At 33.9% G+C, this 25,942-nt stretch carries 22 protein-coding genes; 11 read left to right on the forward strand and 11 right to left on the reverse strand.

Translation table 11 applies throughout. The annotated features are described in order from the left end of the window. Positions 1-26: 26 nt before the first annotated feature. Positions 27-491 carry a T9SS type A sorting domain-containing protein gene (locus tag FA048_RS13920; RefSeq protein WP_136842085.1) on the forward strand — a complete coding sequence of 155 codons (465 nt, stop codon included), beginning with the start codon at positions 27-29 and terminating at the stop codon, positions 489-491. A gap of 157 nt (positions 492-648) precedes the next feature. Here FA048_RS13920 and FA048_RS13925 read toward each other — a convergent pair whose 3' ends face one another. From FA048_RS13925 to FA048_RS13955, 7 genes are all read right to left on the reverse strand, one after another. After that, positions 649-1,500, reverse strand: a complete 852-nt coding sequence (locus tag FA048_RS13925) for an N-acetylglucosamine kinase (RefSeq protein ID WP_136842088.1) — start codon at positions 1,498-1,500, stop codon at positions 649-651. A gap of 272 nt (positions 1,501-1,772) precedes the next feature. Next, positions 1,773-3,554 (reverse strand): SusF/SusE family outer membrane protein, encoded by a 1,782-nt coding sequence (locus tag FA048_RS13930; RefSeq protein WP_136842091.1) that lies wholly within the window; start codon positions 3,552-3,554, stop codon positions 1,773-1,775. Positions 3,555-3,561: 7 nt separating this feature from the next. After that, a complete protein-coding gene (locus FA048_RS13935; protein ID WP_136842094.1) occupies positions 3,562-4,338 on the reverse strand; it encodes a hypothetical protein in 777 nt (258 codons plus the stop codon). Positions 4,339-4,347: 9 nt separating this feature from the next. Next, positions 4,348-4,845 (reverse strand): DUF5004 domain-containing protein, encoded by a 498-nt coding sequence (locus tag FA048_RS13940; protein WP_136842097.1) that lies wholly within the window; start codon positions 4,843-4,845, stop codon positions 4,348-4,350. Between the two features lie 16 nt (positions 4,846-4,861). Beyond that, positions 4,862-6,235: a RagB/SusD family nutrient uptake outer membrane protein gene (locus FA048_RS13945; RefSeq protein ID WP_136842099.1), complete on the reverse strand. Its 1,374-nt coding sequence runs from the start codon at positions 6,233-6,235 to the stop codon at positions 4,862-4,864. Between the two features lie 22 nt (positions 6,236-6,257). After that, positions 6,258-9,332, reverse strand: a complete 3,075-nt coding sequence (locus FA048_RS13950; RefSeq protein ID WP_136842102.1) for a SusC/RagA family TonB-linked outer membrane protein — start codon at positions 9,330-9,332, stop codon at positions 6,258-6,260. Between the two features lie 444 nt (positions 9,333-9,776). Beyond that, positions 9,777-10,790, reverse strand: coding sequence for a LacI family DNA-binding transcriptional regulator (locus FA048_RS13955; protein ID WP_136842105.1), 1,014 nt, complete (start codon positions 10,788-10,790; stop codon positions 9,777-9,779). Between the two features lie 110 nt (positions 10,791-10,900). Here FA048_RS13955 and FA048_RS13960 point away from each other — a divergent pair, with 110 nt between their 5' ends. The 6 genes from FA048_RS13960 to FA048_RS13985 all read left to right on the forward strand — a co-directional run bounded on the left by FA048_RS13960 (position 10,901) and on the right by FA048_RS13985 (position 16,449). Beyond that, positions 10,901-12,037 carry an alpha/beta hydrolase gene (locus FA048_RS13960; RefSeq protein WP_169306879.1) on the forward strand — a complete coding sequence of 379 codons (1,137 nt, stop codon included), beginning with the start codon at positions 10,901-10,903 and terminating at the stop codon, positions 12,035-12,037. 72 nt (positions 12,038-12,109) lie between these two features. Then, the gene (locus FA048_RS13965) at positions 12,110-12,514 is read left to right on the forward strand and encodes a GxxExxY protein (RefSeq protein ID WP_136842109.1); all 405 of its coding nucleotides are present in this window, start codon (positions 12,110-12,112) and stop codon (positions 12,512-12,514) included. An 80-nt stretch (positions 12,515-12,594) separates the two neighbouring features. Further along, entirely contained in the window at positions 12,595-13,620 is a 1,026-nt protein-coding gene (locus tag FA048_RS13970) for a threonine aldolase family protein (protein WP_136842112.1), read from the forward strand. Position 13,621: 1 nt separating this feature from the next. After that, positions 13,622-15,127: an acetyl-CoA carboxylase biotin carboxylase subunit gene (accC, locus tag FA048_RS13975; protein ID WP_136842115.1), complete on the forward strand. Its 1,506-nt coding sequence runs from the start codon at positions 13,622-13,624 to the stop codon at positions 15,125-15,127. An 80-nt stretch (positions 15,128-15,207) separates the two neighbouring features. Continuing rightward, positions 15,208-15,795, forward strand: a complete 588-nt coding sequence (locus FA048_RS13980; protein WP_136842117.1) for a riboflavin synthase — start codon at positions 15,208-15,210, stop codon at positions 15,793-15,795. Between the two features lie 192 nt (positions 15,796-15,987). After that, positions 15,988-16,449, forward strand: a complete 462-nt coding sequence (locus tag FA048_RS13985) for a DUF4268 domain-containing protein (RefSeq protein ID WP_136842119.1) — start codon at positions 15,988-15,990, stop codon at positions 16,447-16,449. Here FA048_RS13985 and FA048_RS13990 read toward each other — a convergent pair. Beyond that, entirely contained in the window at positions 16,404-17,576 is a 1,173-nt protein-coding gene (locus tag FA048_RS13990) for a tetratricopeptide repeat protein (protein WP_136842122.1), read from the reverse strand. The genes FA048_RS13985 and FA048_RS13990 overlap by 46 nt on opposite strands. A gap of 143 nt (positions 17,577-17,719) precedes the next feature. Here FA048_RS13990 and FA048_RS13995 point away from each other — a divergent pair, with 143 nt between their 5' ends. After that, positions 17,720-18,019, forward strand: coding sequence for a hypothetical protein (locus tag FA048_RS13995; protein ID WP_136842125.1), 300 nt, complete (start codon positions 17,720-17,722; stop codon positions 18,017-18,019). 33 nt (positions 18,020-18,052) lie between these two features. Here FA048_RS13995 and FA048_RS14000 read toward each other — a convergent pair whose 3' ends face one another. After that, complete coding sequence (locus tag FA048_RS14000; protein WP_136842128.1) at positions 18,053-19,816, reverse strand: sensor histidine kinase; 1,764 nt, start codon at positions 19,814-19,816, stop codon at positions 18,053-18,055. Positions 19,817-19,950: 134 nt separating this feature from the next. Here FA048_RS14000 and FA048_RS14005 point away from each other — a divergent pair, with 134 nt between their 5' ends. Together FA048_RS14005 and FA048_RS14010 are read left to right on the forward strand one after the other, a co-directional pair. Continuing rightward, positions 19,951-20,538 (forward strand): porin family protein, encoded by a 588-nt coding sequence (locus FA048_RS14005; protein ID WP_136842131.1) that lies wholly within the window; start codon positions 19,951-19,953, stop codon positions 20,536-20,538. Between the two features lie 111 nt (positions 20,539-20,649). Then, positions 20,650-20,928 (forward strand): hypothetical protein, encoded by a 279-nt coding sequence (locus FA048_RS14010; RefSeq protein ID WP_136842134.1) that lies wholly within the window; start codon positions 20,650-20,652, stop codon positions 20,926-20,928. Here the strand turns inward: FA048_RS14010 and FA048_RS14015 are convergent. Next, on the reverse strand, positions 20,914-21,801 hold the full coding sequence (locus tag FA048_RS14015) for a YihY/virulence factor BrkB family protein (RefSeq protein ID WP_225872545.1): 888 nt from the start codon (positions 21,799-21,801) through the stop codon (positions 20,914-20,916). The genes FA048_RS14010 and FA048_RS14015 overlap by 15 nt on opposite strands. 192 nt (positions 21,802-21,993) lie before the next feature. Here FA048_RS14015 and FA048_RS14020 point away from each other — a divergent pair, with 192 nt between their 5' ends. Further along, on the forward strand, positions 21,994-24,987 hold the full coding sequence (locus FA048_RS14020; RefSeq protein WP_136842139.1) for a glycoside hydrolase domain-containing protein: 2,994 nt from the start codon (positions 21,994-21,996) through the stop codon (positions 24,985-24,987). A gap of 537 nt (positions 24,988-25,524) precedes the next feature. Here FA048_RS14020 and FA048_RS14025 read toward each other — a convergent pair. Next, entirely contained in the window at positions 25,525-25,878 is a 354-nt protein-coding gene (locus FA048_RS14025) for a DUF6970 domain-containing protein (RefSeq protein WP_205943490.1), read from the reverse strand. Between the last annotated feature and the right edge of the window lie 64 nt (positions 25,879-25,942).

Genomic DNA, 25,942 nt, shown 5'->3' on the forward strand with positions numbered 1-25,942 from the left:
TATATTTACACTATCAACCCTGATATATGGAGAAACTCTACAAATTAATTGTACTTTTTGTTGGGCTAATCGCAATGAATTTAACTGTTCAGGCGCAGTTCTCCTATTCTCCGTTTTTAGCTTCGGGGGTTAAATATGCTGAAATAAAATATTTTAGTAATCCTTATGAAGGAAATATTTCATCAAATTATGATTGGAATACTATTTTTTCTTCTCCCAAGGCTAAACAAGCCATAGATTTTACCAATTATCCAAACCCAGCCTCAACATTTACAACAGTTGGCTATACTTTAACTGCAAAGGCAAATGTGGTGTTAAGGGTGATTGATTTAACTGGAAAACAATTGGCGGTATTGATTAAACAAGAGCAAAATGCTGGTAAGCAAGAGTTCTATTGGGAGCTTTCTAAAAATAACATTACCTCTGGCATGTATATTTTAATTCTGCAGGTTAACAATAAAAATTATAGCAGGAAAATTATTGTTCAATAATTTCTTTTTCACATCATTTAGTTTTTCTACACTGAGTAACCTGTCACATTACCCTAAGTTTCACACTGAACAAAACGGTAAAACATAGCTCAAGTGAATCAAATATTAACAAGAAAGCCTCGATATTATCGGGGCTTTCCTGTTTTAAGATTGTAATTTATTTTTTGCTTAAATGGTAGTCTACCAAATCATCTATAGGTGATCGGATGATTTTACCTACACCCATTTCATATCTATCGGCCACGATGCTTAAAATGTCTCTAAAGCTATAGCCTACTGATCCAACACAATTTAGTTCGTAATTTTTATAGTTAGGGTAGTGGATAACTAAGTTTTCAAAGAATGCTGTAAATGCATAATCAACAACCGAATGCGTATAATCTTCATAGCTTTCTTTAAAATCATAAATGAATTTACTAAAGCTAGCACAGAAACGGTTAGGTAGTGGTTTATTGTAGATGTTATCAAATATATCTTCGTTTGTTAGTGCATAGTTATCGTAAAAGCTTTCTCTTAATCCCTTTGGCATATAACCTTTCATGTAATCTGCTAGGATGCGTTTTCCAATGTAACTACCACTTCCCTCATCGCCCAAGAAGTAGCCCAATGAATCGATATTTAAAGAAATGTCTTTACCATCATATAAACAAGTATTGGTTCCTGTTCCTAAAATTGCTGCGAAACCTTCGTTATCGCCTAATAAAGCTCTGCAAGAAGCTAGCAAATCATGCCCAATGTTTATTTTGGCATTAATGAAAATCTTTTGCATGCCATCTTCAACAGTTTTTCTTTTGGCATCGGTAGAGCAACCAGCTCCATAGTAGTAAACTTCTGTTAATTTTTCTGCCTCAAGGTGATCTGGCAAAGAGGTTTTTAGTGAACTTTCAATATAGTCACTATCTACAAAGTAGGGATTATAGCCTTCGGTATTAAAATGGATTTTTCTTCCGGCTTCATTGATTAAACACCAATTGGTTTTTGTTGATCCACCATCTGCAATAACTATCATTTTTTGGTTTGATTAAGTTGTGTAATAAGTAAAAAGTCTACCAATATATGTGGCTTTTTTGAAATAAAAAATTAAAATTTAGTTTTTATTTTCTTAACAATAAGTTTATGTCAAAAGATTGAATAGGAGCTAAAAAGAAAGTTTTTTTATAAAGTGTATTTTATACACTAATAACCCTCATTTTAGACCGATTATTTTATTGGTATGCGGTGTTTGAAAAAATAAAAAGCCCCTAAAATTAATTAGGAGCTTTTTTAAAATTTTGTAACAATTTAGTTTTTAGTAATGGTATACGTTCTGTTAAATTCATCCAAAACGATTGTGTAATTACCAGCTGAAGTAATGACTAAGTTAGCTCCGCCCTCAGCAATTACCCCTGCAGCGCCTCCATAATCATTTGCCCAACTTCCTTTGGTGAAAATAAACTTGAATTCTCCTACTGTCATGTTCGTGGTTACGGTCCATTTGCCATTACCACTATAGGTCATTGCTGGTAACAATGCATTATTTGTAGAGTTGTCCCACCCACCAGCAGTAGCATTACCAACTAAAAATAAGGTGCCATCGGTAACTGCATACCTTAAGTTTTTAATGTCTGTGCCATTCCAAAGAATACGTTTTAAGCCAGTAGAATTGGGAACTGTAAAATTGCTTTCACCAGTTTCGAGCATTGAACCATCTGTAACACCTTTACCATAATCTCTTTCTTGGTTAACTGGACCACCACCATTTGGCCAATTTGCACCATCAATTAATTTAAACTCTTGTCCAGCGGTTAAGTTTACGAAACCCAAGAATTTATTTGTAGCTATTAAAGTTAAGCCTTGGGTAGGGAATACGTTAGGTGGGTTCCAACCTCCTGCGGTTGCACCGCCAACAGCACCCATACGACCAGCTTGAACATAATACTTTAAGTTTTTCTGATCAAATGTTACTCTGTATACACCACTGGCCCCGTAGTTTTCGATGTTTGCTTCATTGTCAACTGCAGCATCTCCAGGGCTTCCTGGTTTCATGCCCCAATCTGAAGAATTTAAACTACCGCCTGGCCATTGTTGCTGGTTTAAGAATTTTAATCCCCCATTACCGGCTGTTAATTTAACATAGATGTAAAAAGTTCCAGGGTTTGAAGCATCGGGAATCATCTGTAATGCATTTTCTGCAGTCCAGCTAGCTGGTGTATCTCCACCTACTAAAAAGATTTTAACTTCCCTAGTAATTACTAAATCATTTACATAATCAGCTGTCTTTTTGAAAGTACCAGAAGTAGCTTCAACAGTCCACTGTAATGCAACAGGAGTAGCTTGATCAGTATAACCAGCTGCTGTTAGTTTATCACTAATGTCTTTATATCCAATTGATATTGCAGAATCTAATCCAGCATTGTCTGAAGTATAGGTAAATAAAGGCGTATTGAAATTTCCACCTTTAGCTACAAATTTCACCTGGTATTTTGTTAAGTTGGTTGTAACACCTGGGAAAGATTTTTGCCATTTAAATTTCAAAAAGTCTGTAGTAGAATTTGGATTAATTACCACAGCTGTGCTTGAAGAAACCGGTCCATATAGAAGGAAATTGCTTACACCATCACCCATACGGGTAACAGCAATGTTTAAAATAGGAGAGGTACTTACCGTAACCGAGCCGTTTGTAGCTTTAATTGCCCAAATTAAATCAGTTTTAATACCATCGGCAATTCCTTTTGCTTTTAAGGCATCATCTAATTGCTTTTGCGTAAGTGTAAGCATAGGGCTTGTGCCACTATTATCTGAGGGTAATTCTATAAGTGGTGCATCAATGTTCCCGGTTTTTAGTGCCACTACAAACTTATAAGTAGGAGCAGTACTTACACCAGGTTTTGCCGCACTCCAAGTAAAATTAACTTTAGCACTTGGGGTTGCAGAGTTTAGAACCAGCATGGCATTATTTGAAGGGGCAGAGATTGTGAAATTTCCTAATGCTTCACCTTTTGATACATCATCGAAATCTGTTTTTTTACAACCTAGAGCAATTGCTACAACTGCAACGAGTAGGTATAATATTTTGTTTTTCATATTGAGCTTAATTAAAAACAGTATAAGTTACTTCATTTACTGGTCCAGAGGTCGGCACATTTGCTCCAGTTGCATCCTTTATACTTCCAGTAAATTGATAAGAGAATTTGCCTAATTTAGTTCCAGCAGGTAGGGTAATTAATCTTTCTGGAATAAAAGAATATGAATACAAAGTATTAGATACTTTTGTGGCTACTAATGCAGTTCTTGTTGCTACAACTACCGGAGTAGCTGCATCGTTATAGAATGTCAAGGTCACTTTTATATCAAACATCCTTTGTAAGTTTTGATCAGTTGCTAAATCTTGATGAAAATAAACGGTACTCATATCAGTATAATCTAGCTTAGCTGGAAATATGCGAAATTGAGCAGGAGTAAAAACTAAAGGATCAAATTTGAAAGGTTTAAAATCTGCAGTTTGTTTTGTGCCGTCTTTGCTTTTTCCTAAAAAGCCAAAGTTTATTAGCTCTGCAGGGCTTTGGCCAAACTGAGTAGTACCTGTAAATTTGTAGGTAAAGATATTAGCTGATACTCTAGTCATTTTAGCAGATTCTGAAGAACTACCCCATTGACCGTTTGTTAATGCATCTTTTCCACCGCCAACACCATCATTAGAGAACATCCAAAGATAGACTTCTGATTGTCCGGCCATACCTGTGCTAGAGATATCTAAGGTAATTGTAACTTCATCTTCTGATGTAAAAGTTGCTGGGCTTAAAGTAACTTGTGCAAATGTAAATGCTACACTTAAGGTAAATATGATTGATAATATTAATTTTTTCATGATTACTATTTACTTTTTAGTGAATTGATAAGTATAACTAACTATAGCTTTACCGTTAAATTTCTTAACTTTTTTAAGGTAAAACTTGCCAGTTTTTAACTCAGCATAAGAACCTAAAGTTAAAATTGAAGAAGTTGTTCCATTTTTTAAGGTAATTATTGTTGGAGCATTAGGATCATCAACAGTCCAAGTACCAGTATTAAAATCAGCTATTTTAGGAGAGTTTCCTGGGGTAATTGTGAAATTAGTTGGATTGCCAGCTGCATCGCCCTGCAAGGCGATAACTAACTCCTTATAGGCATATACATTAGTAATGTCTAATTCTTTGTAAGGGAAACCTTTGGTTACGGCATCTTCATCTTTTTGCGTAACTTTTGAAATCGTCCATGTTCCTTGTAGCTCTTTCAAAACATTTTCTGGATCACCGATTGGACCAAATTCTTCTGGCTTACATCCCCAAAATGATAGGAAGCATAATGCCAATATGATATATTTAATATTTTTCATGTTTCTATATATTTAATTAGTTACATCCACCTTCTACATTTCTCTGGAAACTGGTATTACTTGCCATTTCGCCTTGAGGGAATTGCAAGGTTAAACCAGGGCAATTCCAAACAGCACCACGCTTATCTATATTTTCGCCTTTTGCTCCAATTCTCTTAATCTCAGAAATTCTATTACCTTCTCCAGCGAATTCTATACTACGTTCAAAACGAGCATTGCTTTTAATTAAACTAGCAGAAGAAGCGAGAGGGATGCTTTTAGTTCCAGCATAAGCTCTTGTTAAAATATCATTAATGTCTTGAGCACCAACCGTTAAGTTGGTTCCAGTTTCTGCGGCAGATTCTGCTCTAATTAATTTCATATCTGTTAAATAAAGTACAGGAACTTCTATGTGGTCGAAATTGTATTTTTTAGTAACTATTATCCCTGGATATTTTACATTATCAAATAAAGCTTTTCGAGTGTCATTAGGTGTATTAACACTTGCAAAAAAATCAGTTGTAAACCTTAGTGTAGAAGCATTAAAATCTGATCTGAATTGATTTCTTAATTCACCGCCTGGTTCATAACCACCATTTGTATAAATTATTCTAAAAATACTTTCCTTTGATCCTGTTGTTGAAAATCTTGAAGCATAAGTATCTAGTACAAATTTATTACTTGCAATTACTTGATTTGAATAGATGTAAGCATTGGCAAAATCGTTCATTTGAAAGTAAACTTTAGCTAATAATGCTTTTGCTGCCCATTTAGTTGCATAACCACCATTATCATCAGGTAATTTAACTTCTGCAATTTTTAAGTCTGCAATAATTTGATCATACACTTGTTTTACTGTTGCACGAACCCCCTGATCAATACTTGTACTTGTTCTAATAGGTACACCTAAATGAGAATTGTCTGTACTAAAACCATAAGGTTGTGCAAATAATTGAACTACTTGAAAATGGGTTAAAGCTCTTATAAACTTTGCTTGACCTTCAAGGTTATCTCTCATAGTAGTAGCTTTATCTAAATTTTCTAAAACCGTATTTGCTCTAAAAATGGTTTGATACATATCTGTATACATTCCGTTTTTGTAGTCGCCAAACACAGAAGTTTTACGGCCATATATTTCACCAAAGTCTCCACTTAGCAAACTACCATTTATTTGATCAGCAAGCATTTCGTTGATGGCTTGTATTTTACCGCCAAACATATTGCCACCCCCAACAATTTGATAAGCCGAGTTCATTACCGACTTTAAACCTGTTTCATCTGCTATTGCTACATCTTTAGGAAGAGACTCAATAGGAGGGGTTTCTAAGAATTTTTCACATCCTGTACCTATGACTGTTATTACAGAAAGTATTAAGAATGATTTTAATATATTTTTATAATTGATTTTCATTTCTTTATCTATTAATATCTATCTAAAATGAAGTTGATAACCCAAAAGTCAACGATTTTTGTTGAGGTGTAGTTAAATAAGTTACGTTAGGACTCATGTTCCTGTCTTGTGGATTTTCGAAATCTCTCGCAATTTCTGGATCTCCACCTGGGTATTTACTAAAGGTTAATAAATTCATACCTGTTGCAAATATTTTTAGACTTTGTAATCTTAATCTTTTTATAAAATTAGCAGGCACATTATAAGATAGAGTTACTTCTCTTAAACGTACAAATGTTGCGTCATACAAGAACATAGTTGAATTGTATTGCCACTCACTAGATAAACCTGCGTAAGTACTAGGATTTAAAGTTAAACGTGGAAAATCTGCAACATCGCCGGGTTTTCTCCAACGATTAGCAATATCTGTTCGTATGTTCCAATCGGTAACAATACCTAACTGGCGTTTTGCAGAAGCATCATAAAGGTTTCCACCTATGGCGAAAGTGAATAAGGTATTTAATTCAAAACCTTTATATGAGAAAGTATTGGTTAAACCACCAACGTAATCAGGCAAAATTTTTCCAACAGGAACACGATTATCTAACGAAAATGTTTTAGTCTCGAAGCCATCTTTATCAAGCCAAATTGGTAAACCATCAGCTGGATCTACACCTTTAAATCTTACTAGATAATTAGTCCCGATAGGATAACCAACTGCGATACGAGTATCATTTGTACCACCACCAACAGCATCCGGAGTTAAGCTACCTAAACTCAAAACTTCATTGTAGTTTTTAGATGCGTTTAATCTAGTTACCCATTTAAAATTATCTGATTGAATATTTATTGTATTTAGACTTAATTCATAACCTTCATTTAAAATTTCACCAACATTTAAGTAACCAGTAGCAAAACCAGTAGAAGGAGAGATACCACCATTAATTAAAGCTCCTTTTGTATTTTTCTTATAATAAGAGAATTCACCAGTAATACGACCATTAAATAAACCAAAATCTAACCCTAAATCAAGATTTCTTCCCTCTTCCCATTTTAGTGCAGGATTAGCGACGTTTGTTGGGAATAATACGGGTTGCCCATTATAACTGCCAGAAAACTGAAAGTTTTGATAATATTGTGCAGGTGGAAAACTTGCACTACCCACCAAACCGTAACTAGCTCTTAATTTTAAGTTGCTAATTACTTTGCTGTCTTTTAGAAAATCTTCTTGGTTAATGTACCACGAAGCAGAAGCAGCAGGGAAGTAACCATATTTATTTTCTGGACCAAATTTAGACGAGCCGTCTCTACGTGCAAGTATTTCTAAATAATATTTATTATCAAAAGAGTAATTGATACGTGCAAAAAGCGAAGCAAAAGTATCTCTTCTAAACCCACTATAGTAAAGCAAACTATTGCTAGCCGCTAAGCCTTGCATAGCTAAATATAAATTTGTTTTGTTTTCAGAAAAAGGACCGTCAATGTTTGCACCATCAGCAGAAATTCCATTAGGATAAGTGTTTTGATATGATAGCTGAGATTCTGTACCTATTAAGAACTTTAACTTATTTTTACTGTCCAATTGCCAATCGTAAGTAGCTGTTCCAGAAAAATTACGGTTAAATATTTTTGTTGGATATAAAGTAGCACTATTTGTTGTTGCATTTCTTAAAACTGCAGGAGTATAGATGTTATCTTGAACATCTAAGTTATCCATGTTAAAACTACCTTTAATGCTCAAGTTTTTAACAGGAATTAATTCCATGGTAATTCCGGCTAACAAACGCTCATTTCTAGTCTTCCAATCTAATAAACCTATGTTTCTAGCTGGATTTGGAGTGTTAGCAAAACTACCATCAGTATTATAAACAGGATATATAGGTAATGCCGTAGACATAGCATCACCTAAACCACCGCCCCATGCTGCATTTACACGTTTGTTTATGCCCTTATCATAGCCTACATTAATACTTGTAGAGAAGTAAGTTGTTGGTTTGATATCAAAATTAGTTCTAAAACCATAACGCTCATAAGAGTTACCTACTAAAAAACTTTGATTGTCACTGTAATTAGCAGATACATAACTTTTGATTTTCTCGGTACCTTGGCTAAATGAGAATGCCTGATCATTAGACTTTCCTGTTTGAGTTAAAATACCCCACCAATCTGTATTGTTTTGTTGCGCTTGAGCCCAAGTCATTGCACCTGCAGCAGTTGGTAAAGAAGCTTGCCCTGTATTGCCATCATTATTCCATGCTTCTTGACGCAATTGTAGCCATTCTGCACCTGTAACAAAATCAGGTCTATTGGCATATGTGCTTAAACCATATTTAGTAGATAGCGAAAATCTTGGTTTCCCTGTTTTACCTCTTTTAGTTGTAATTAAAATTACACCATTTGCACCACGAGAACCATAAATACCTGCAGCGCCAGCATCTTTTAAAATTTCAACAGATTCAATATCGTTAGGATTAATTGTTGCTAATGGGTTTTGGTTCATCGCACCACGGTTACCAGTAATGAATGGATCTGAAGTAATAGGAATTCCATCAACTACATATAAAGGATCACCACCGGCACTAATAGAACCAATACCTCTAATTCTAATTACCGAGCCACTACCAGCCAAGCCACTACCTTGTGTAACTTGCACACCAGGCGCTTGCCCTTGTAAGCTAGCTTCAAAACTAGGTGTTGGTAAAGAAGTTAACTTGTCTCCGCTAACTTTAGAAATTGCTCCAGTAACCTCACGTTTAGTTTGTGTACCATAACCAACAACAATCACTTCGTTTAGGTTTGTTTGTTCACCTTTAAGGTTAAAGTTTGCAGTTACGTTTGTTGAGCCAACTGTAACTGTTTGTTTTAGAGTAGCGAAACCGATAAACTTTGCTGTTAAAGTATATGTCCCACTTGTTAATCCTGTAATTCTGTAGTTTCCATCATTGTCTGTAACTGTTAATTTCTGTGTACCATCAACCTGTACAGAAGCACCTGGAATTGGTAGTTTAGAGTCGTCAACAATTTTACCAGAAATGCTTCCGGTTTGAGCGTAAGTTGTCAATGTGCAGAGTGCAAAAAGCATCAACAAACAAAGCTTAATTGGGTAAAGTTTTTTCATAGAAAAAGCCCGTTTTAATGGTTAAATATTTGGTTATAAAATCTTGTGTGTTACACTATTGTAAATTTAACGTAGGAGATGAAAATTCAAAATTTTATATCATTTTTTTTTTAAACACCATATTTTAAAGAGGTGAAGGGCTTAAAAAAACGAATAATTGGCTGATTTTTATCTTAAAAAAAATTATCATTATTATTTTAAATAACTGATAATCAATTATTTATATTTTTAATACTAAAAATAAGGTGTAATTTATACACTATGCTGTTTCTATAGCGTTTTTCGGGAACGTTTTCGGGAACGTTCCCGAAAAAATCAATGCAAAATGAAAACTTGTTAGGACGGCAAAGGCAAAATTCTGCGCGTTTTGACCAAAACTCATTTTTTTTTGAAAAAAAACAGCCTCTTTTTTAGCCTAAAAAACAAGGTTTTGAACAGTGCTATTTATGCGTTTGAAGTAGACTCTCTTTGCATTAATTTCGACTTTAAAATTACCTCACTATCGGGGTTAACTTCATTCGGATTTTCGAGCATTTTAAAGAGCATTTCTGCAGCTGTTTTTCCTAGGTCGGAAGCTGGTTGAGTGATGGTGCTTAAAGCTGGATTTAGTAAAGGAGCAATCTCTAAACTAGAGAAGCCTATTACTTTTATGTCTTTTGGTATAGAAAGATTAATATCATAGCAGGCATAGTAAGTGGCAAAGGCCAAACGCTCTACAGAGGTAAAAACACCATCGGGTTTTAAATCTATAAATGCTTGTTTTAACAAGTCTATGTTTTCTTTGTAATTGTTAGTACAATCTATGATGAGTTCTTCCTTAAAAGGGATTTTATATTTTTTGAGTGCATCAATATAACCTTGCATACGGGTTTTGCCAATAGATAGCGTTTTGTTTACAGCTAAATACGCAATGCGTTCGCAACCTTGTTGAATAAGGTGTTTAGTTGCAGAAAAACTACTGTCGTAATCATTTGTAATTACACGAGGTGTTACAATGTCTTCATAAACACGATCAAAAAACACTAACGGCAAACGCTTTTTAGAAAGTTGATTTAAATAATTATGGTCATTTGCTTCTCCAGAAACCGACATGATAATTCCATCGGCTCTGCCATTGTGTAAATGTTTTATAAATGAAACCTCTTTTTCAAATTGATCATTTGTGGCATAAACCAAAATGTGATAACCTTTTGCACTAGCTACTCTTTCAATTCCTTGAATAGCCAACGAAAAGTAATTATTGGCTAGTTCTGGTACAATTACAGCAATTGTTTTGCTTTTTTGTTCTCTTAAATTGCTTGCGTAATGATTTGGTTGATAATTTAATTGCTTTGCCATCGCTAAAATACGTTCTTTTGTATCTTTGCTGATGTCGCTATTATCTCTAAAAGCTCTAGAAACGGTTGATGTAGAAAGACGAAGGGCCTCGGCTAATTTTTTAATATTTACATTATCCATCTACAAGTAGCAGTTATTTTATTCTTTATAATTTTGGATGTAAATATAAATGATAAAAAAAGTATTTATTTCTATTTATTTGTTAAATGATTATAAACTATCTCCAAATCATGAGAAAAATCTACTTTATCTTAATTTTTGTTAGCATTTGCTTTGCAAGTGAAGGTCAAGTGAAGGTTAAATTCGAATTGCGTGATATTCCAAAAAGCAAAGATTCATTGCCAACTTATTTTGTTGCTGGTAACTTTAACAGTTGGAAACCCAACGATACCCCATATCAATTTAGAAAAACAAATGAAGGGAGCTATATACTAGAAAAGCAATTCCCTACTGGTACTTATGAGTTTAAAATTACTCGAGGAAATTGGGCAAAAGCTGAAACTGGTAGTAAAGGGAATCCGAGAGGGAATAGAAGTTTAAAACTAAATAAAGATACTCTTGTGCAACTAACTGTTTTGAATTGGGCAGATGAGTTTAAACAATTACCACCAAACCATACTGCATCGGTAAATGTTAGTTTGTTAGATAGCGCTTTTGAAATTTCGCAGTTGCATGCAAAAAGAAGAATTTGGATTTATTTACCACCATCGTATACAAAATCTAAAAATAGCTATCCAGTAATATATATGCATGATGGACAAAATCTTTTTGATGAATTTACAGGTGGTTATGGAGAATGGAAAGTAGATGAGATTTTAGATCAATTTATTGCCAATGGAGGAAAAGAATGCATTGTGATAGGCATAGATCATGGGGGTACAGAAAGATTAAAAGAATATAATCCTTATGATAGTCAATATGGTAAAGGAAAGGGGAAAGAATATGTTGAATTTCTAGTGAAGACTTTAAAACCATATATCGATCAGCATTATAGAACAAAACCTACTGCTAAAAACACTTCAATTGCGGGAAGTTCTATGGGCGGGTTAATTTCTATGTACGCTATTGCTACTTATCCAAAGGTGTTTGGCAACGCAGGCGTATTTTCTCCAGCGTTCTGGCTAGGAAAGTCTATTGAAGTTGATACTAAAAAAGAATTGAGCAATTTAGGGGGCAATAAAATCTATTTTGTGGCTGGAGACTTGGAGAGTAAAACAATGGTTAGTGACATGAAAAGCGTTTATCAGATCTTAAATCCTGCTGGTGCAAACAAAAATATAAAATTTGTAGCTAAAGCTGATGGTGAACATAAAGAATGGTTTTGGACTAGAGAGCTCCTAGATTTTTATAAATTTATCAATAATTAAAATAAGATTTCAACATTAAGAAATTAAGTAAATTAAGATCTCATTTATACTAGTAACTATTTAGAAATAACGATGACTAAAAGGGAGTTAACCCACTTATCATATGAAATTACGGGATATGCGATTAAGGTACATAAAGCCCTAGGTCCAGGGTTATTAGAAAGTGTTTATGAAAAATGTTTACACTATGAGCTAAACAAGAATGGATACGATGTAAAACAACAGTTAATTATACCTGTAATTTATGATGATTTATTAATTAATACTAATTTGAAATTAGATTTGTTAGTGAATGGTTTAGTAGTTATTGAATTAAAAACAGTAGAAAGTTTACTACCTGTGCATGAAGCACAAATACTAACTTATATGAAATTATTGAAAGTTCCCCAAGGTTTGCTCATTAATTTTTTTACTGACAATATTACTAAATCTATGAAGCCGTTTGTAAATGAATATTTCAATATGCTTGAAGATTGAACATCAATTTTTAAATTATGTAATAACAAAAATAATTGAGGGAATACTTAATTATCTTAATGCCTTAATGTTAAAGATCAATGAATAGAATAGATTTTAGGAGCGATACAGTTACAAAGCCAACGCCAGGCATGCTTGATGCCATGATGAGTGCTAAAGTTGGTGATGATGTGTTTGGTGAAGACCCTACTGTAAATGCATTGGAAGAAAAACTGGCAGCAATGTTTAACATGGAGGCAGCTATGTTTTGTCCTTCTGGTACCATGAGTAATCAGATTGCCATAAAGTGTTTCACTAATCCGATGGATGAGGTTATTTGTGACCAAACAGCTCATGTTTATAGGTATGAAGGTGGGGGAATTGCTTATAATTCTTTGGCTTCTGTTCGGTTACTAAATGGAGATAGAGGTATTTTAACTCCAGAGATGATAGAGCCAGAAATTAATGCAGATAATATCCATTATCCAAATTCTAGTTTAGTTGTATTAGAAAACACAGTAAATAAGGGTGGAGGAAAGTGTTATTCACTTTCTCAAATTGAGCCTATTCATAATTTATGTGCTATTAAAGGAATTAAACTTCACTTAGATGGGGCAAGGTTATTTAATGCGTTAATTGCTACTGGAGATAGAGCTTCAGCTTATGGCAAATACTTTGATGGAATTTCAATCTGTCTGTCTAAAGGTTTAGGTGCACCGGTAGGTTCGGTGTTTTTAAGTTCAAAAGCCGTTAGAAGAAAAGCAGAAAAAATTAGAAAGGTTTTAGGTGGGGGAATGAGACAAGCTGGTTTTTTGGCCGCTGCTGGAATTTATGCACTAGACCATCATATCAATCGCTTGGCAGATGATCATAAAAATGCAAAGGCTTTAGCAGCTGCGTTAAGTAAAGCCAATTATGTTAGCTATGTGATGCCTGTAGAAACTAATATTGTACTATTTGATGTTACACCAAATTACAAGGCAGATCAAGTTATAAAAGCGCTTGAAGCCAAAGGGATTTTATGCAACAGCACTTCAAATCAAACCATAAGATTTGTAACCCATCTTGATGTTTCTTCTGCAATGGTTGATCAAGCCATTGAAATACTTTCAAATTTGACTATTTAATATGTCTAGCACTACTTTAATTACAAAAATATTAGTAGCCAATCGTGGTGAAATTGCGCTACGCATTATGCGTTCGGCTAAAGAAATGGGCATACAAACTGTTGCTGTATTTTCAGAAGCTGATAGAAGCGCATTGCATGTACGTTATGCAGATGAAGCAATTTGCATCGGCCCAGCACCATCAAATCAATCTTATTTAATAGGTGATAATATTATTGCCGCCTGTAAAACTACTGGGGCACAAGCTATCCATCCAGGATATGGGTTTTTGTCTGAAAATGCTGGTTTTGCAAGAGCTGTAAAAGCTGCAGGGTTAATTTTAATTGGCCCTACACCAGAAGCTATGGAAACTATGGGTAATAAGTTAGCTGCTAAAGCTGCGGCTTTAAAATATAATATTCCAATGGTTCCTGGTACAGAAGAAGCAATTACTGATATTGAGGAAGCAAAAACTAGAGCGGTAGAAGTAGGCTTTCCTATTTTAATTAAAGCAGCAGCAGGTGGTGGTGGTAAAGGAATGCGAATTGTAGAAAAAGTAGCAGATTTTGAAGAGCAAATGCATTTAGCAGTTAGTGAAGCAACCTCTGCTTTTGGTGATGGGTCTGTATTTATAGAAAGGTATGTAACTTCTCCTCGTCACATAGAGATACAGGTTTTAGGTGATACTCATGGCAATATTGTTCATTTATTTGAACGTGAATGTTCTATTCAACGCAGGCACCAAAAAGTGGTTGAGGAAGCACCATCATCAATATTAACTGAGGAAATTAGACAAGCAATGGGCAAATGTGCGGTAGATGTAGCGCATTCGGTTAATTATGTGGGCGCTGGTACTGTAGAGTTTATTTTAGATGAAAACCTAGATTTTTTCTTCCTTGAAATGAATACTCGTTTACAGGTTGAACACCCAGTTACAGAAATGATAACTGGCTTAGATTTGGTAAAAGAACAAATTAAAATAGCACAGGGTGAAGCATTAAGTTATGGTCAAGAAGACCTGAAAATTAATGGTCATGCAATGGAATTGAGAGTTTACGCAGAAGATCCTTTAAACAATTTCTTGCCAGATATAGGTACATTACAAACCTATACTACACCTAAAGGGAATGGTGTTAGAGTTGATGATGGTTTCGAAGAAGGGATGGAAATTCCGATATACTACGACCCTATGATTGCCAAATTGATTACTTATGGGGCAAATAGAAAAGAGGCAATAAAGCGAATGATCAGGGCAATTGATGAATATGACATTACAGGCATACAAACCACACTAAGCTTTGGTAAATTTGTAATGCAACATGAAGCTTTTACTTCTGGTAAATTTGATACTCATTTTGTAGGTAAATACTTTAATGCAGATAGCTTAAAAAATGAAAATGAAGAAGAGGCCATGTTAGCAGCTTTAACTGCTGTATGGTTAATGCAAAAAGAAAAAGTGGCTGTTTCTAATACTATTCAAACAGAGACAGTTAGCAATTGGAAAAAGAATAGAAAGAAATATATATAAATAATACGTCATGCTGAACTTGTTTTAGCATCTTCTGCAAAGACCCTGAAACAAGTTCGGGGTGACACAACCCACATCAAATGTTTACAGGAATTATAGAAACCCTAGGCGAAGTAGAAAACATTGTAACAGAAGGTACAAATGTACATTTCACAGTAAATTCTAGTATTTGTGCAGATTTAAAAATAGATCAAAGTGTGGCCCACAACGGTGTTTGTTTAACCATTGTAGCGTTAAATGATAATTCGCATACGGTTACCGCTATCCAAGAAACTTTAAATAAAACGAGTTTAGGCAATTTAAAAATTGGAAGTAAAGTTAATTTAGAGCGTTGCATGCAAATGAATGCCCGTTTAGATGGACACATTGTACAAGGCCATGTAGACCAAATTGCCAAATGTATATTGGTAAATGAACTTGATGGAAGCTGGGAATATCGTTTCAAATACGATTCGAATTTGGGTAATGTTACGGTAGAGAAAGGCTCAATTTGCGTAAACGGAATTAGTTTAACCGTTGTTAATTCTCAGAAAGATGAGTTTTCGGTTTTTATTATTCCTTATACTTTTGAGCATACAAACTTACACGAGGTTAAGGTTGGCGATACCGTTAATTTAGAATTCGATATTATAGGAAAGTATGTAGCTAGGTTAATGAACAAAGAATAAGACCATAGTCACTATTTGAAAAGCAAAGGCAGTGGTTCTTTTGAAAATGTGTTCCTGCTTTCACTCTTAGTTTCGATGCCTTCGGCTAATCGAAAGCTAATCCGTTCAATCAGGTTTATGAACGAAAGACAGCGCTTTGAGAAAATTCTTCACAACAGTTTAGAGTTTTGTTAAAGCTAAAATCAGTAAATAATGTATAGTAAAGAAGAAGCATCAAAACTCCGTCAACAATTCTGGATCACTTTCGGAAAATATATGAAGCCTATTCCATCAGCAGAGGGTTTGCAAATTAATTGGGTTAATTACAAAACCGGAGTAAAAAATGTTTTCTTTAGAATGAATGCCGAACAGAAAAAAGCAACCATTTCTATAGATATCACCCATAGTGATGAAGAAACAAGACTATTGTTTTTCGAACAATTTAAAGCATTCAAACTTTTGTTTACCGATGCAGTACATGAAGAATGGGAGTGGGAACAACAAGCATTCAATGAATACGGAGTTGCACTAAGCCAAATTTCCATTGCAGTAACAGGTCTTAGTATTTTTAATCAACAAAACTGGGCAGATTTAATCTCATTTCTTAAACCACGCATTATCGCATTAGATCAATTTTGGACAGATGTTAAGCCTATTTTTGAAGCTTTAGGTTGATTAATTTCTGCTATTCGAGTTTTTGAATATTCTATTTGAGACTTATCCTCAGCTTTTGGTTTGCTTTTTAAGTATTGATTGTAATAACCCAATGCAGTTTTAGTTTGATTTAGTTTAAAATCATACAATAGCCCCAAACGGTAATAAATGGTATTATAAGCACTAAAGGTTAGGCCTTTTTTATAAGCAGCAATTGCATTGGTGTTTTGGTTTCTTTCTTCATAAATTCCGCCCAAAAGTGAATAATAAAGTGCTGTATTTGGAGAAATTCCTTCCTCTACGGTTTTTTTAGCATAAGTAGTGGCCATTTCATAGTTTTTTAATTCACGGTAACTGATACTCATATAATATAATATTGATTCATTTTGCAATGCCATATCTTCTAATATTTTATATAATGTAATGCATTTTTGGTAGTTTTTGAGAGAAAAATAAGCTCTACCTACGTCTTTTACTACATTCGCATCACCACCATTTTGTAATAATTTCTCACCTACACTAATCACTTCCTTGTATTTTTTTAATTCATTTGCAATTGGTAACTGAGCTTGTTGTAAAATAAAGTTACTAGTATCTGCCGCTATGGCAATTTTTAGAACCTGATAAGCAGGCTCATAAATTTTAAGATTTTTATATTGAAATGCTAAATCATAAGCAACATCTGCATCAATGGCATTTAATGCATTTGCCTTTTTTAGATACGCAATTTTTAAAGCAGTGCTGTCTGTAAAACCTGCTAATTGCTTATAGGCATTAAAGTTTGTGCTATCTAGCTTTATAATGCTTTCTAAGTAAACTTTTGCTTTTAATTCGTTTCCTCTTCTCGAATTAATGCTCGCTAAACTGAACAAGACTGGAAGGGTATTTGGTTGTATCGCATTAATTTTAAGATAGCTTTTCTCTGCATCAGGCAATTTGCCAGCCATCATATTGCAATATGCAATTTGGCTTAAAGCTTTTACATCTTGTGTATCTTCAGAATAGACACTTTGCAAGTACTTTGCAGCATCAGCATAGCGTTGTGTTTGGTAAAAATCTAAAAGTTTTTCCTTATCTATTACTGTGGTTTGTGCATTTAAGTTTTGATAGCAAGAAAGGGAAAGGATTAAAATAAATAACTTTTTCATAACCAAAGGGATTTAAAACTAAATTATTAGTTATTTAATAGAAATCCAAATCTATTTTACTTTTATTCATCTTATTCAAACTTTTAGCTGTTTCATTGGTTCTATTAGAGAAACAGAATGTTTATCATTAATTAAAAAGAATTATGAATACGTTAAAGAAGTTTGAATTAATGGAAAAAATTGTAAGGGAATTAGAAGACTTACAACACTCACAACAAGCAATTATTCAAAAAATTGGAAAAATTGAAGTTGATAATATTGAATTAGGTGACAGTAAATTAGATAAAGATTTGCCAGATATGCATCAAAGAGTTGCAGATAACTTAGATTCAATAGTAGATATTTTAAGTTATTTTGCAGATAAAACAGAAAATTTTGGCAATAAAAACAATGTTGATGCTTTGAAAGAACAAGAAGCAATTAATCAAGCAACAGGTCAATAAAAATAAAAGGGCTCAGAATTTATCTGAGCCCTTTTATTTTGTAGTAGGTAAAGTGATACAGAACTTTGCACCTTCACCAACTTTACTAGTTACAGTAATATCGCCATCGTTTCGTTTCATGAAATCTTTGCAAACGATTAGGCCAAGCCCCGTGCCCTTTTCATTTAAAGTTCCACGCGTAGTAACATTTTCCTCTTTAAATATTTTATCAATAACATCTTCAGCTATGCCCACGCCATTATCTTGAATACAGATTAGCATGGTCTGATTTTTCTGATAAGCTGCTGTGATGTGTATTTCTGAATTTACATTACAGAATTTGATGGCATTATTCAGAACATTTCGCATTACAATCTGTATCATCAGCACATCAGCATAAACCATCTCTCCAGGAAATACATCATGGATAATTTTAATTTTCTTTGTAGTAGCAGAAGGCAAATGATAATTAATTTCGTTAATGATCAAGTTGCGAAGGTTAAACAATTCCTTCTTAATACCAAAGCCCTTTAGTTGGCTTCTAGACCAGTGCAAAATGTTTTCTAAAAGGTCAGTTGTATAAATAATATCCTTACTTAAAGTTGGTGATAGACTTTTAAATTCTTCACTAGTGATTTGATCCTTCGCAATCATTTTTAGTACTTCAGAAAGATTTACCAAAGGACCTCTTAAATCATGAGATATAATTGAGAATATTCTGTCTTTTAACTGGTTTAGTTTTTCAAGTTCATTGGCTTGCTCTTTAGTTTTAATTGCATCTTTTTTTAGGTTTGTTTGATCTTGCAGCTTAATGATGCTAAAATCATTGCTTAGCTTATTGTCATTTAAAAAAAGAATGTCGGCTTCTAGATATTTATCTTCATCCTTAACAGGAAGAATCAGTTCAATTTTGCCAGCTTTATGCTTATTTATCCTATTAAAAAAATCTGGTTGATGAAGAAAAACATCTTGTAGATCTGTTCCAATTAATTTTTTTCCTTCAGGAAGATTAATATAATCGAGTATAGATTTATTGTAGTCTATTATTCTATTTTGTTGATCCAGCACAAGAAAGCCATCCTGCATTAGCTCTAAAACTTTCTCTCTAGCTATAGGGATAATATCAAATAACTTGAAACGATAAATGCCTATTAAAATTAAAAAAGTGGTAATGATAAATGCAAAAGGCGTAACGTCTACATGGCCAAAAGGCCTTAATCCCAATAGGTATACCATATTTGCAAGCCATGGTACAATAGCAGAAATAACAATGCTATAATTTTGTTTTCTATATATCGGATCGGAAGATCGAAACTTGCGAAGAATTAGAAAACATCCACAAGCAAGTAGCAAATAAAAATATATTGTAAAAAAATGATACCAAATTCCAGCTTTTATGCTTGCCAATGGAAAGGGGCCTGAACTATCAACTATTATCGTACTATAATGTAAATGATGATAGGCATTAGTCCATACCATTAAAATAGTGGCAAGAGGAAATAGGAGTATGAGTATAAGATTTAACGGTTTTTTATACCAAGATTCTTTGCCGCAAAAACTCAAAGCGAATAAGAACCAGAACAGCGGTAAGGTAGCAATACCTATATATTCAATGTTAATAAACAATTTAATTTGCGACAATGTGCTGCTTGCAAGTTCGAAACCATAGGCTATAGACCAAATTGCATTGGCAAACATCATTAAACTAAACCATCTTACAGCATCGCCACCTTTTCTAAAAATGTAGGTTGAAACAACAAATGTTGCTGCACCACATGTTAGCAGTACTATAGAGAAACCGTTAAATGTAAAATCCATTCATAAAATGTCAAAAATTGGCCATTAGAGATATGTTTAGCTGAATAGATAAGTAGATAAAACTACACATTTTAGCTTTCAATTAAAAATATTATTAGTTTTACGTATAAATTCTAATATTTAATATTATTCTTATGAAAAAGATCAGTTTATCACTATTACTTCTTTGTTGCAGTTTTTTTGCATTCAGTCAAGTTATTCCATCTTTCCAGTTTGGGGTAAAAGGGGGGCTTAACCTTTCAAAATTTAATACTTCAAACACATTTAGTAGTGATAACCAAGCAGGTTATTATGCGGGTGTTTGGGCACGTATAGGTGCTGCAGGTATACACTTACAGCCAGAGCTTTATTTATCTGGCAAAAATGCAACTTTAAAAAATGCTGCAGGTGTAGAGAATAAAGTAAAATTCACCAGCTTAGATATACCTGTTTTAGTGGGTACTAAAATTGGTGCTGCCGGAGTAGGCCTACGTTTAAATACTGGTCCGGTTGTATCATTTGTGTTAAATGAAGATCAAAGCCTTTCTGAAGCAGCGTCTTCTGCTTTTAATGGTAATTTTAAAGATCAAGCATTTGCATGGCAGTTTGGTGCTGGTGTAGACCTAGGTAAATTAGGTGTAGATTTAAGGTATGAATTAGGTCTTTCTAAGCTAAATGCTTCAGGCTATTCTTCCACAAAATTAAATTTATTTACACTTGGCTTAGCTTACAAAGTGTTCTAAAAAAATCATATTTTCATTAATGACAAAAATGGGTAAGCTTTTAGGGTTTATCCATTTTTTTTGGCTTTAAAATTGTTGTAAGTTTCTCGCCAAAACTTAAACCTTATTGCCATGAATATCAAAGAACTACTATTAAACGGACAAAGCTTTTTAGCGCTATTAAAAGAGTTTGCAATTGAAGCTAAAGATATCGTAATACAGGACGAAAATTTGATACTTGCTGACCAAAATTTAGCACATCGTGAAATAGGCAAGGAGACAATTTGTATTGAAGGTAAAAATGACAAAGGAATTTTTAATTTCTTTGGAACACTGCACTTCAATTTGTTAAATAAATTGGCGGTTTTCGAGATGCAGGGTTTTGAGCAAGTTGACCTAAGAACTAACTAATTCTTTATCGTCTTTTATAATTTCCTTTAATTCATACAGAAAAGCCCCTTTTATAGGTCTAATTGGACTTGTACTGGCATCACTTAATACCTTTACAAAACATGCTCCGAAGTAGAATATAAAGGAAGAATAAAATACAAAAAGCATAACTAAAATAATAGAACCCGAAGCTCCATAAATGTTACCAATGTTACTTAAAGGCAACATTATTCTTAGAATATACTTTCCTAAAGTAAACAAGATACCAGTTAACAGCCCTCCTCTTATTGCTGTTTTCCAGCTAGGTCTTCCATTTGTTAAGAACCTAAAAAGAACGGTAAACCAAATGGTAACTATAATTATAAATAAAATTTGATTTAAGATGGAGAGAAATACTTTTCCGAAAGTGGGTGCCGCAGTATTGATGTAACTTCCTATAAATGCTTGGATGCTATCTGTTACCAAACCCACAAAGAATAAAATTCCGGCTAGCAAAATAATAATCATAGATCTTCCCCTTAATTTTAGGGTAAATAAAATTCCTAGTTTATCATTTAATCCAATCCTCCAAATTTGATCCATTGAGTTTTTAATTACATTAAATAGTGTTGTAGCTACAAAAATGAAAAATACAAAACTTAAAATGGTGGCTAGCCAATTGTAATCAACACCTCTAATGTTTCTTAAGGTTTCACGAATTTGAGCCGTGCTGCCTTCATCTAAAATACTTGCTAAACGTTCAAATATTCTTGTAGCTAAGGTTTTTCTGTCTACAAAGAAGCCAAATAAGCGTATTAATATAAGCAGAATGGGAGGCAAGGCAAAATTGGCAAAAAATGCAGTTGCACCAGCTAAACGTAAAGGATCATTTTTTCTGAATAGCTTAAATGCCATTCCAAAATGTTTAAAAAACAGCTTTGATCTTTTTATTTTCGTTGCGTACATTCTTAGCTTTGCCCTGAACCCAAAATTAGTAAAATTATGTAAATATTCTACCTTACTCTTTGGTAAAGGTTATTTAGTATTTTGTTAATAAACCAAGAAATAAATTAAATTTACGCCTAGTTAACCTGTCAAGCTAAATCAATGAGAAAATCATTTTCTACACTAATTTTTATTACTTTCTTTTCATTTTTTGCAAATGCACAAGAAGTAAAATATACTTCTGGTAACGATAGCTGGAATGCAGATTCTCTTGGTAATCAAAGAGCACTTGTTAGCTTTGTTGGAACTGGAAAAGTAGCTAAAGTGAGCATTGAATGGCGCAGAAGCGATAATGATCCATCACAGAAAGCAATTATTGTTCAGGATGCGAAGACTGGTAAAAAGATTAGTCATATTTTGCCTTTATCTTTAGGTAGGGAAAAAGGTGTAATTTGTTTTGAACCAGAAAGCGGAGCAGGTACCTATTATATCTACTACCAACCTTACAAAAACGAAGGTAGGTCTAATTACCCAAAAGGAGTTTATCCAAAACAAGAAAAACTAAAAGACAATTGGTTAGCTAAAGAAGATGCAACCACCATACCTATAAACACAAAAGTTTTAGAAATACAATCTATTAATGCTTTTAATAGTGTTTACCCAATGGAGGTTATTGCAACCGAAGCAGAAGTAGCTAAACTAAGAGCTAAAAATGCAGAACCTGCTTTTCTTGTTTTTCCAGAAGATAGGATGCATCCTATAGTAATGAAAAATGATATTCCACAACGCTGGATTAATAAAAATCAAAAAACATTTTCAGATAGAGCATTTAGAGGAGAAAATTTCTCTTTTCAAATAGGGGTTTTTGCATTAAAAGACCTGCAAAATGTAAAATTAAAATTTAGTGATTTAAAAGATAATGTCGGGCATAAAATAGCGGCAAGTTTAATCTCTTGCCTTAATACCAATGGTGTAGATTATAGTGGAATGCCTTTTAACAAAGAAGTTAATGTAGCTAAAAATCAAGTACAGGCATTGTGGTGTTTATTAACCATCCCTGCTAGTGCATATAGCACAACTTATAATGGCACCGTTACTATTTCTTCAGCCAATGCACCTTCTCAAATTGTTAAACTGCAATTAATGGTAGTGCCTAGGTCTGTTAAAGAAAATGGTATAAATGAACCTTGGAAACAAACTAGGTTAACGTGGCTAAATTCTACATTAGCTCAAAAAAATACCGTAATAGCCCCATATACCGCTTTACAGGTGCAAGAAAATACAATCAGTCTTTTAGGTAGAAAAGTTGAACTTGATAAAAATGGTTTCCCAAAGCAAATTCAAACCTTTTTTAGTCCAGAAATGACAGAAGTAACCACCACACCAAATAATTTATTGGCAGAAAATATTCACTTCCACTTTGTGCGCAAAGCAGATGGAAAAAATATCAAGCTAACAGATGGCGGTGTACAATTTACTAAAAAGGAAGCTGGAACTGTACAATGGAAAACTAAAAGTGGCAATGATAGTTTACAAATTGATGTAGCTGGAAGTTTAGAGTTTGATGGTTTTTTAGCATATACAGTAAAGGTAACAGCTTTAAAAGATGTTGATTTGAAAGATGTAACCATGCATATTCCCTTTAATAAAACTGCAGCCACCTACATGATGGGATTAGGTCAAAAAGGAGGACTAAGGCCAGAAAAGGTAGAATGGAAGTGGGATGTAGCCAATAAAAATCAAGATGGTACTTGGTTAGGAAATGTAAACGCTGGCTTGCAATATTCTTTGAGAGATGAAAAATATGTAAGGCCTTTGAACACAAATTTTTACTTACAAAAACCATTACTATTACCAACGTCCTGGGGTAACGGAAATAAAGGTGGTGTAACAGTTGGTATAAAGGGAAGCTCAATGTTAGCGAACAATTATACAGGTGAACACAGCATGAAGAAGGGAGATGTATTGTATTATAATTTCACATTGTTAATTACACCTTTTCATACCATTAATACAGATTTCCAGTGGGAGAATAGATTTTACCATAAATACAATACCATCGATAGCATTAAAGCTAAAGGTGCAACAGTAGTAAACATACACCATGCAACACCAATCAATCCTTGGATTAACTATCCATTTATTGAACATGCTAAGATGAAAGCTTACATTGATGAAGCACATGAAAAAGGATTAAAGGTAAAGATTTACAATACCGTTCGTGAGTTGTCAAATAGAGCATATGAAACCTTTCCGATGCGAAGTTTAGGACATGAAATTTATTCGCCAGGTAAGGGTGGAGGTTTTTCTTGGTTGCAAGAACATGTAAAGGATGATTATATTGCTGCTTGGTTTGTACCAGAAATTAAAGATGCTGCCATTGTAAATAGTGGCATGAGCCGATGGCATAATTACTATGTTGAAGGCATGAATTGGTTAACCAAAAATGTAGGTATTGATGGTATTTATTTAGATGATGTTGCTTTTGATCGAATTACCATGAAAAGAGTAAAACGTGTACTTACTCAAAATGGGCAACCTGGGATTATCGATTTACACTCTGCAAATCAATACAATAAAAGCGATGGTTTTAATAACAGTGCAAACCTGTATATGGAGCATTTCCCATACTTAAATCGCCTTTGGTTTGGTGAGTATTTTGATTACGAAAAGAATAAACCAGATTTCTATTTAACTGAAATCAGTGGTATTCCCTTTGGTTTAATGGGCGAAATGTTACAAGATGGTGGTAATCCTTGGCGTGGCATGATTTACGGAATGACCAATCGTTTACCTTGGTCTGGCAATAATGATCCCAGGCCTATTTGGAAAGTTTGGGACAATTTTGGAATGAAAGGCACAAAAATGATTGGCTATTGGTCTGAGAATTGCCCAGTTAAAACAAGCAATGCCGAAGTTTTAGCAACTGTATATAAAAAACAGGGTGCTGCATTGGTTGCTATTGCAAGTTGGGCAGATAACGATACTAAAATTACATTAAATATAGATTGGAGTAAATTAGGTATTGATCCGGCAAAAGCAGTGATTACTGTTCCAGAGGTACATAGTTTTCAAGCGAGTACAACTTTAAATGTACAAAGTGAAATTATTATTCCTAAAGGAAAAGGGTTACTAATTGTGATTAAAAGAAAGTAAATAGTCCGAAAGTCTGGAAGACCGAAAGTCCGAAGATTTTATTGATTAGAAAAGCAAATGCAGAAGCCCGATTTAGGTTAGTCGGGCTTTTCGTTTTATCTTTTTTAATTATCCTTCGACTACGCTCAGGATGACCTTAAAAAAGGATATCACTTCAATCCCGTTTAATTAACAAGAGTTTGTGCTACTATGTTAGGCAACTTACAAGCTTGCCAAAAACCACTGCCTTTAATTCTAAACCCGACAGGAATGATATCCTTTTTCACGAAGTCCCCTTTAGGGGATTTAGGGGTAAAAGATTTAATGAATGGCGGGACTAAGATTGCTAAGGACTACTAAATGGCTTTTCAGAAAACTTTTAGCACTTTTTGTGGTTATTCTACAAAACTTAAACTATGAATAATTTCTTCAGAACGATAATTGCAGGCTACGGTGCTAAAAAACTAGGTGGTGGTTGTTTATCTACCATTGTTATTTTTGTGATCATTTATTATGCTTTAGGCCATTGTTAAAAGCTGTTTTCTAAACAGCTTTTTCTTATTCTCTATCATCCTTCCAAATTAACTTTTCTTTGGTACGCTTATCAAAAAAGTCTTTACATTTTCCATCGCCTTTTCCTGTAAATCCACCATCCGGACTACAAATTAAATTGCAATTGCTATCATAAAGCAAACTTGGTATATCACAGCACTTTGCAGGGATGTAATAAACAACTTGTCCATTGTATTCGTATTGCCAAACACTTGCTGGTGGATTTGCTATATTTTCGGACTTTAATTTCTTAATCTTTTCTAACAGACAAGTTGGAACAGCTGCAAAATCTTCTTTTTTGCAAGTTTGGGTTTGTAAAAGCACAAACCCAATGAGTAACAGTTTAATTTTTAAAGCCATTATATTGGATTGGTATAACGGTATAGCGTTGAGCGTATTGCGTAAAGCGTTCTGCATCGCCAAA

The sequence above is a fragment of the Pedobacter polaris genome (assembly GCF_005116505.1).
Taxonomy (GTDB): Bacteria; Bacteroidota; Bacteroidia; order Sphingobacteriales; family Sphingobacteriaceae; genus Pedobacter; species Pedobacter polaris.

Excerpts from the sequence above, each read along its gene's own strand:
- FA048_RS13920 (WP_136842085.1), top strand. The coding sequence starts at position 27 with ATGGAGAAACTCTACAAATTAATTGTACTTTTTGTTGGGCTAATCGCA.
- FA048_RS13925 (WP_136842088.1), bottom strand. The coding sequence starts at position 1,500 with ATGATAGTTATTGCAGATGGTGGATCAACAAAAACCAATTGGTGTTTA.
- FA048_RS13930 (WP_136842091.1), bottom strand. The coding sequence starts at position 3,554 with ATGAAAAACAAAATATTATACCTACTCGTTGCAGTTGTAGCAATTGCT.
- FA048_RS13935 (WP_136842094.1), bottom strand. The coding sequence starts at position 4,338 with ATGAAAAAATTAATATTATCAATCATATTTACCTTAAGTGTAGCATTT.
- FA048_RS13940 (WP_136842097.1), bottom strand. The coding sequence starts at position 4,845 with ATGAAAAATATTAAATATATCATATTGGCATTATGCTTCCTATCATTT.
- FA048_RS13945 (WP_136842099.1), bottom strand. The coding sequence starts at position 6,235 with ATGAAAATCAATTATAAAAATATATTAAAATCATTCTTAATACTTTCT.
- FA048_RS13950 (WP_136842102.1), bottom strand. The coding sequence starts at position 9,332 with ATGAAAAAACTTTACCCAATTAAGCTTTGTTTGTTGATGCTTTTTGCA.
- FA048_RS13955 (WP_136842105.1), bottom strand. The coding sequence starts at position 10,790 with ATGGATAATGTAAATATTAAAAAATTAGCCGAGGCCCTTCGTCTTTCT.
- FA048_RS13960 (WP_169306879.1), top strand. The coding sequence starts at position 10,901 with ATGAGAAAAATCTACTTTATCTTAATTTTTGTTAGCATTTGCTTTGCA.
- FA048_RS13965 (WP_136842109.1), top strand. The coding sequence starts at position 12,110 with ATGACTAAAAGGGAGTTAACCCACTTATCATATGAAATTACGGGATAT.
- FA048_RS13970 (WP_136842112.1), top strand. The coding sequence starts at position 12,595 with ATGAATAGAATAGATTTTAGGAGCGATACAGTTACAAAGCCAACGCCA.
- accC (WP_136842115.1), top strand. The coding sequence starts at position 13,622 with ATGTCTAGCACTACTTTAATTACAAAAATATTAGTAGCCAATCGTGGT.
- FA048_RS13980 (WP_136842117.1), top strand. The coding sequence starts at position 15,208 with ATGTTTACAGGAATTATAGAAACCCTAGGCGAAGTAGAAAACATTGTA.
- FA048_RS13985 (WP_136842119.1), top strand. The coding sequence starts at position 15,988 with ATGTATAGTAAAGAAGAAGCATCAAAACTCCGTCAACAATTCTGGATC.
- FA048_RS13990 (WP_136842122.1), bottom strand. The coding sequence starts at position 17,576 with ATGAAAAAGTTATTTATTTTAATCCTTTCCCTTTCTTGCTATCAAAAC.
- FA048_RS13995 (WP_136842125.1), top strand. The coding sequence starts at position 17,720 with ATGAATACGTTAAAGAAGTTTGAATTAATGGAAAAAATTGTAAGGGAA.
- FA048_RS14000 (WP_136842128.1), bottom strand. The coding sequence starts at position 19,816 with ATGGATTTTACATTTAACGGTTTCTCTATAGTACTGCTAACATGTGGT.
- FA048_RS14005 (WP_136842131.1), top strand. The coding sequence starts at position 19,951 with ATGAAAAAGATCAGTTTATCACTATTACTTCTTTGTTGCAGTTTTTTT.
- FA048_RS14010 (WP_136842134.1), top strand. The coding sequence starts at position 20,650 with ATGAATATCAAAGAACTACTATTAAACGGACAAAGCTTTTTAGCGCTA.
- FA048_RS14015 (WP_225872545.1), bottom strand. The coding sequence starts at position 21,801 with ATGGCATTTAAGCTATTCAGAAAAAATGATCCTTTACGTTTAGCTGGT.
- FA048_RS14020 (WP_136842139.1), top strand. The coding sequence starts at position 21,994 with ATGAGAAAATCATTTTCTACACTAATTTTTATTACTTTCTTTTCATTT.
- FA048_RS14025 (WP_205943490.1), bottom strand. The coding sequence starts at position 25,878 with ATGGCTTTAAAAATTAAACTGTTACTCATTGGGTTTGTGCTTTTACAA.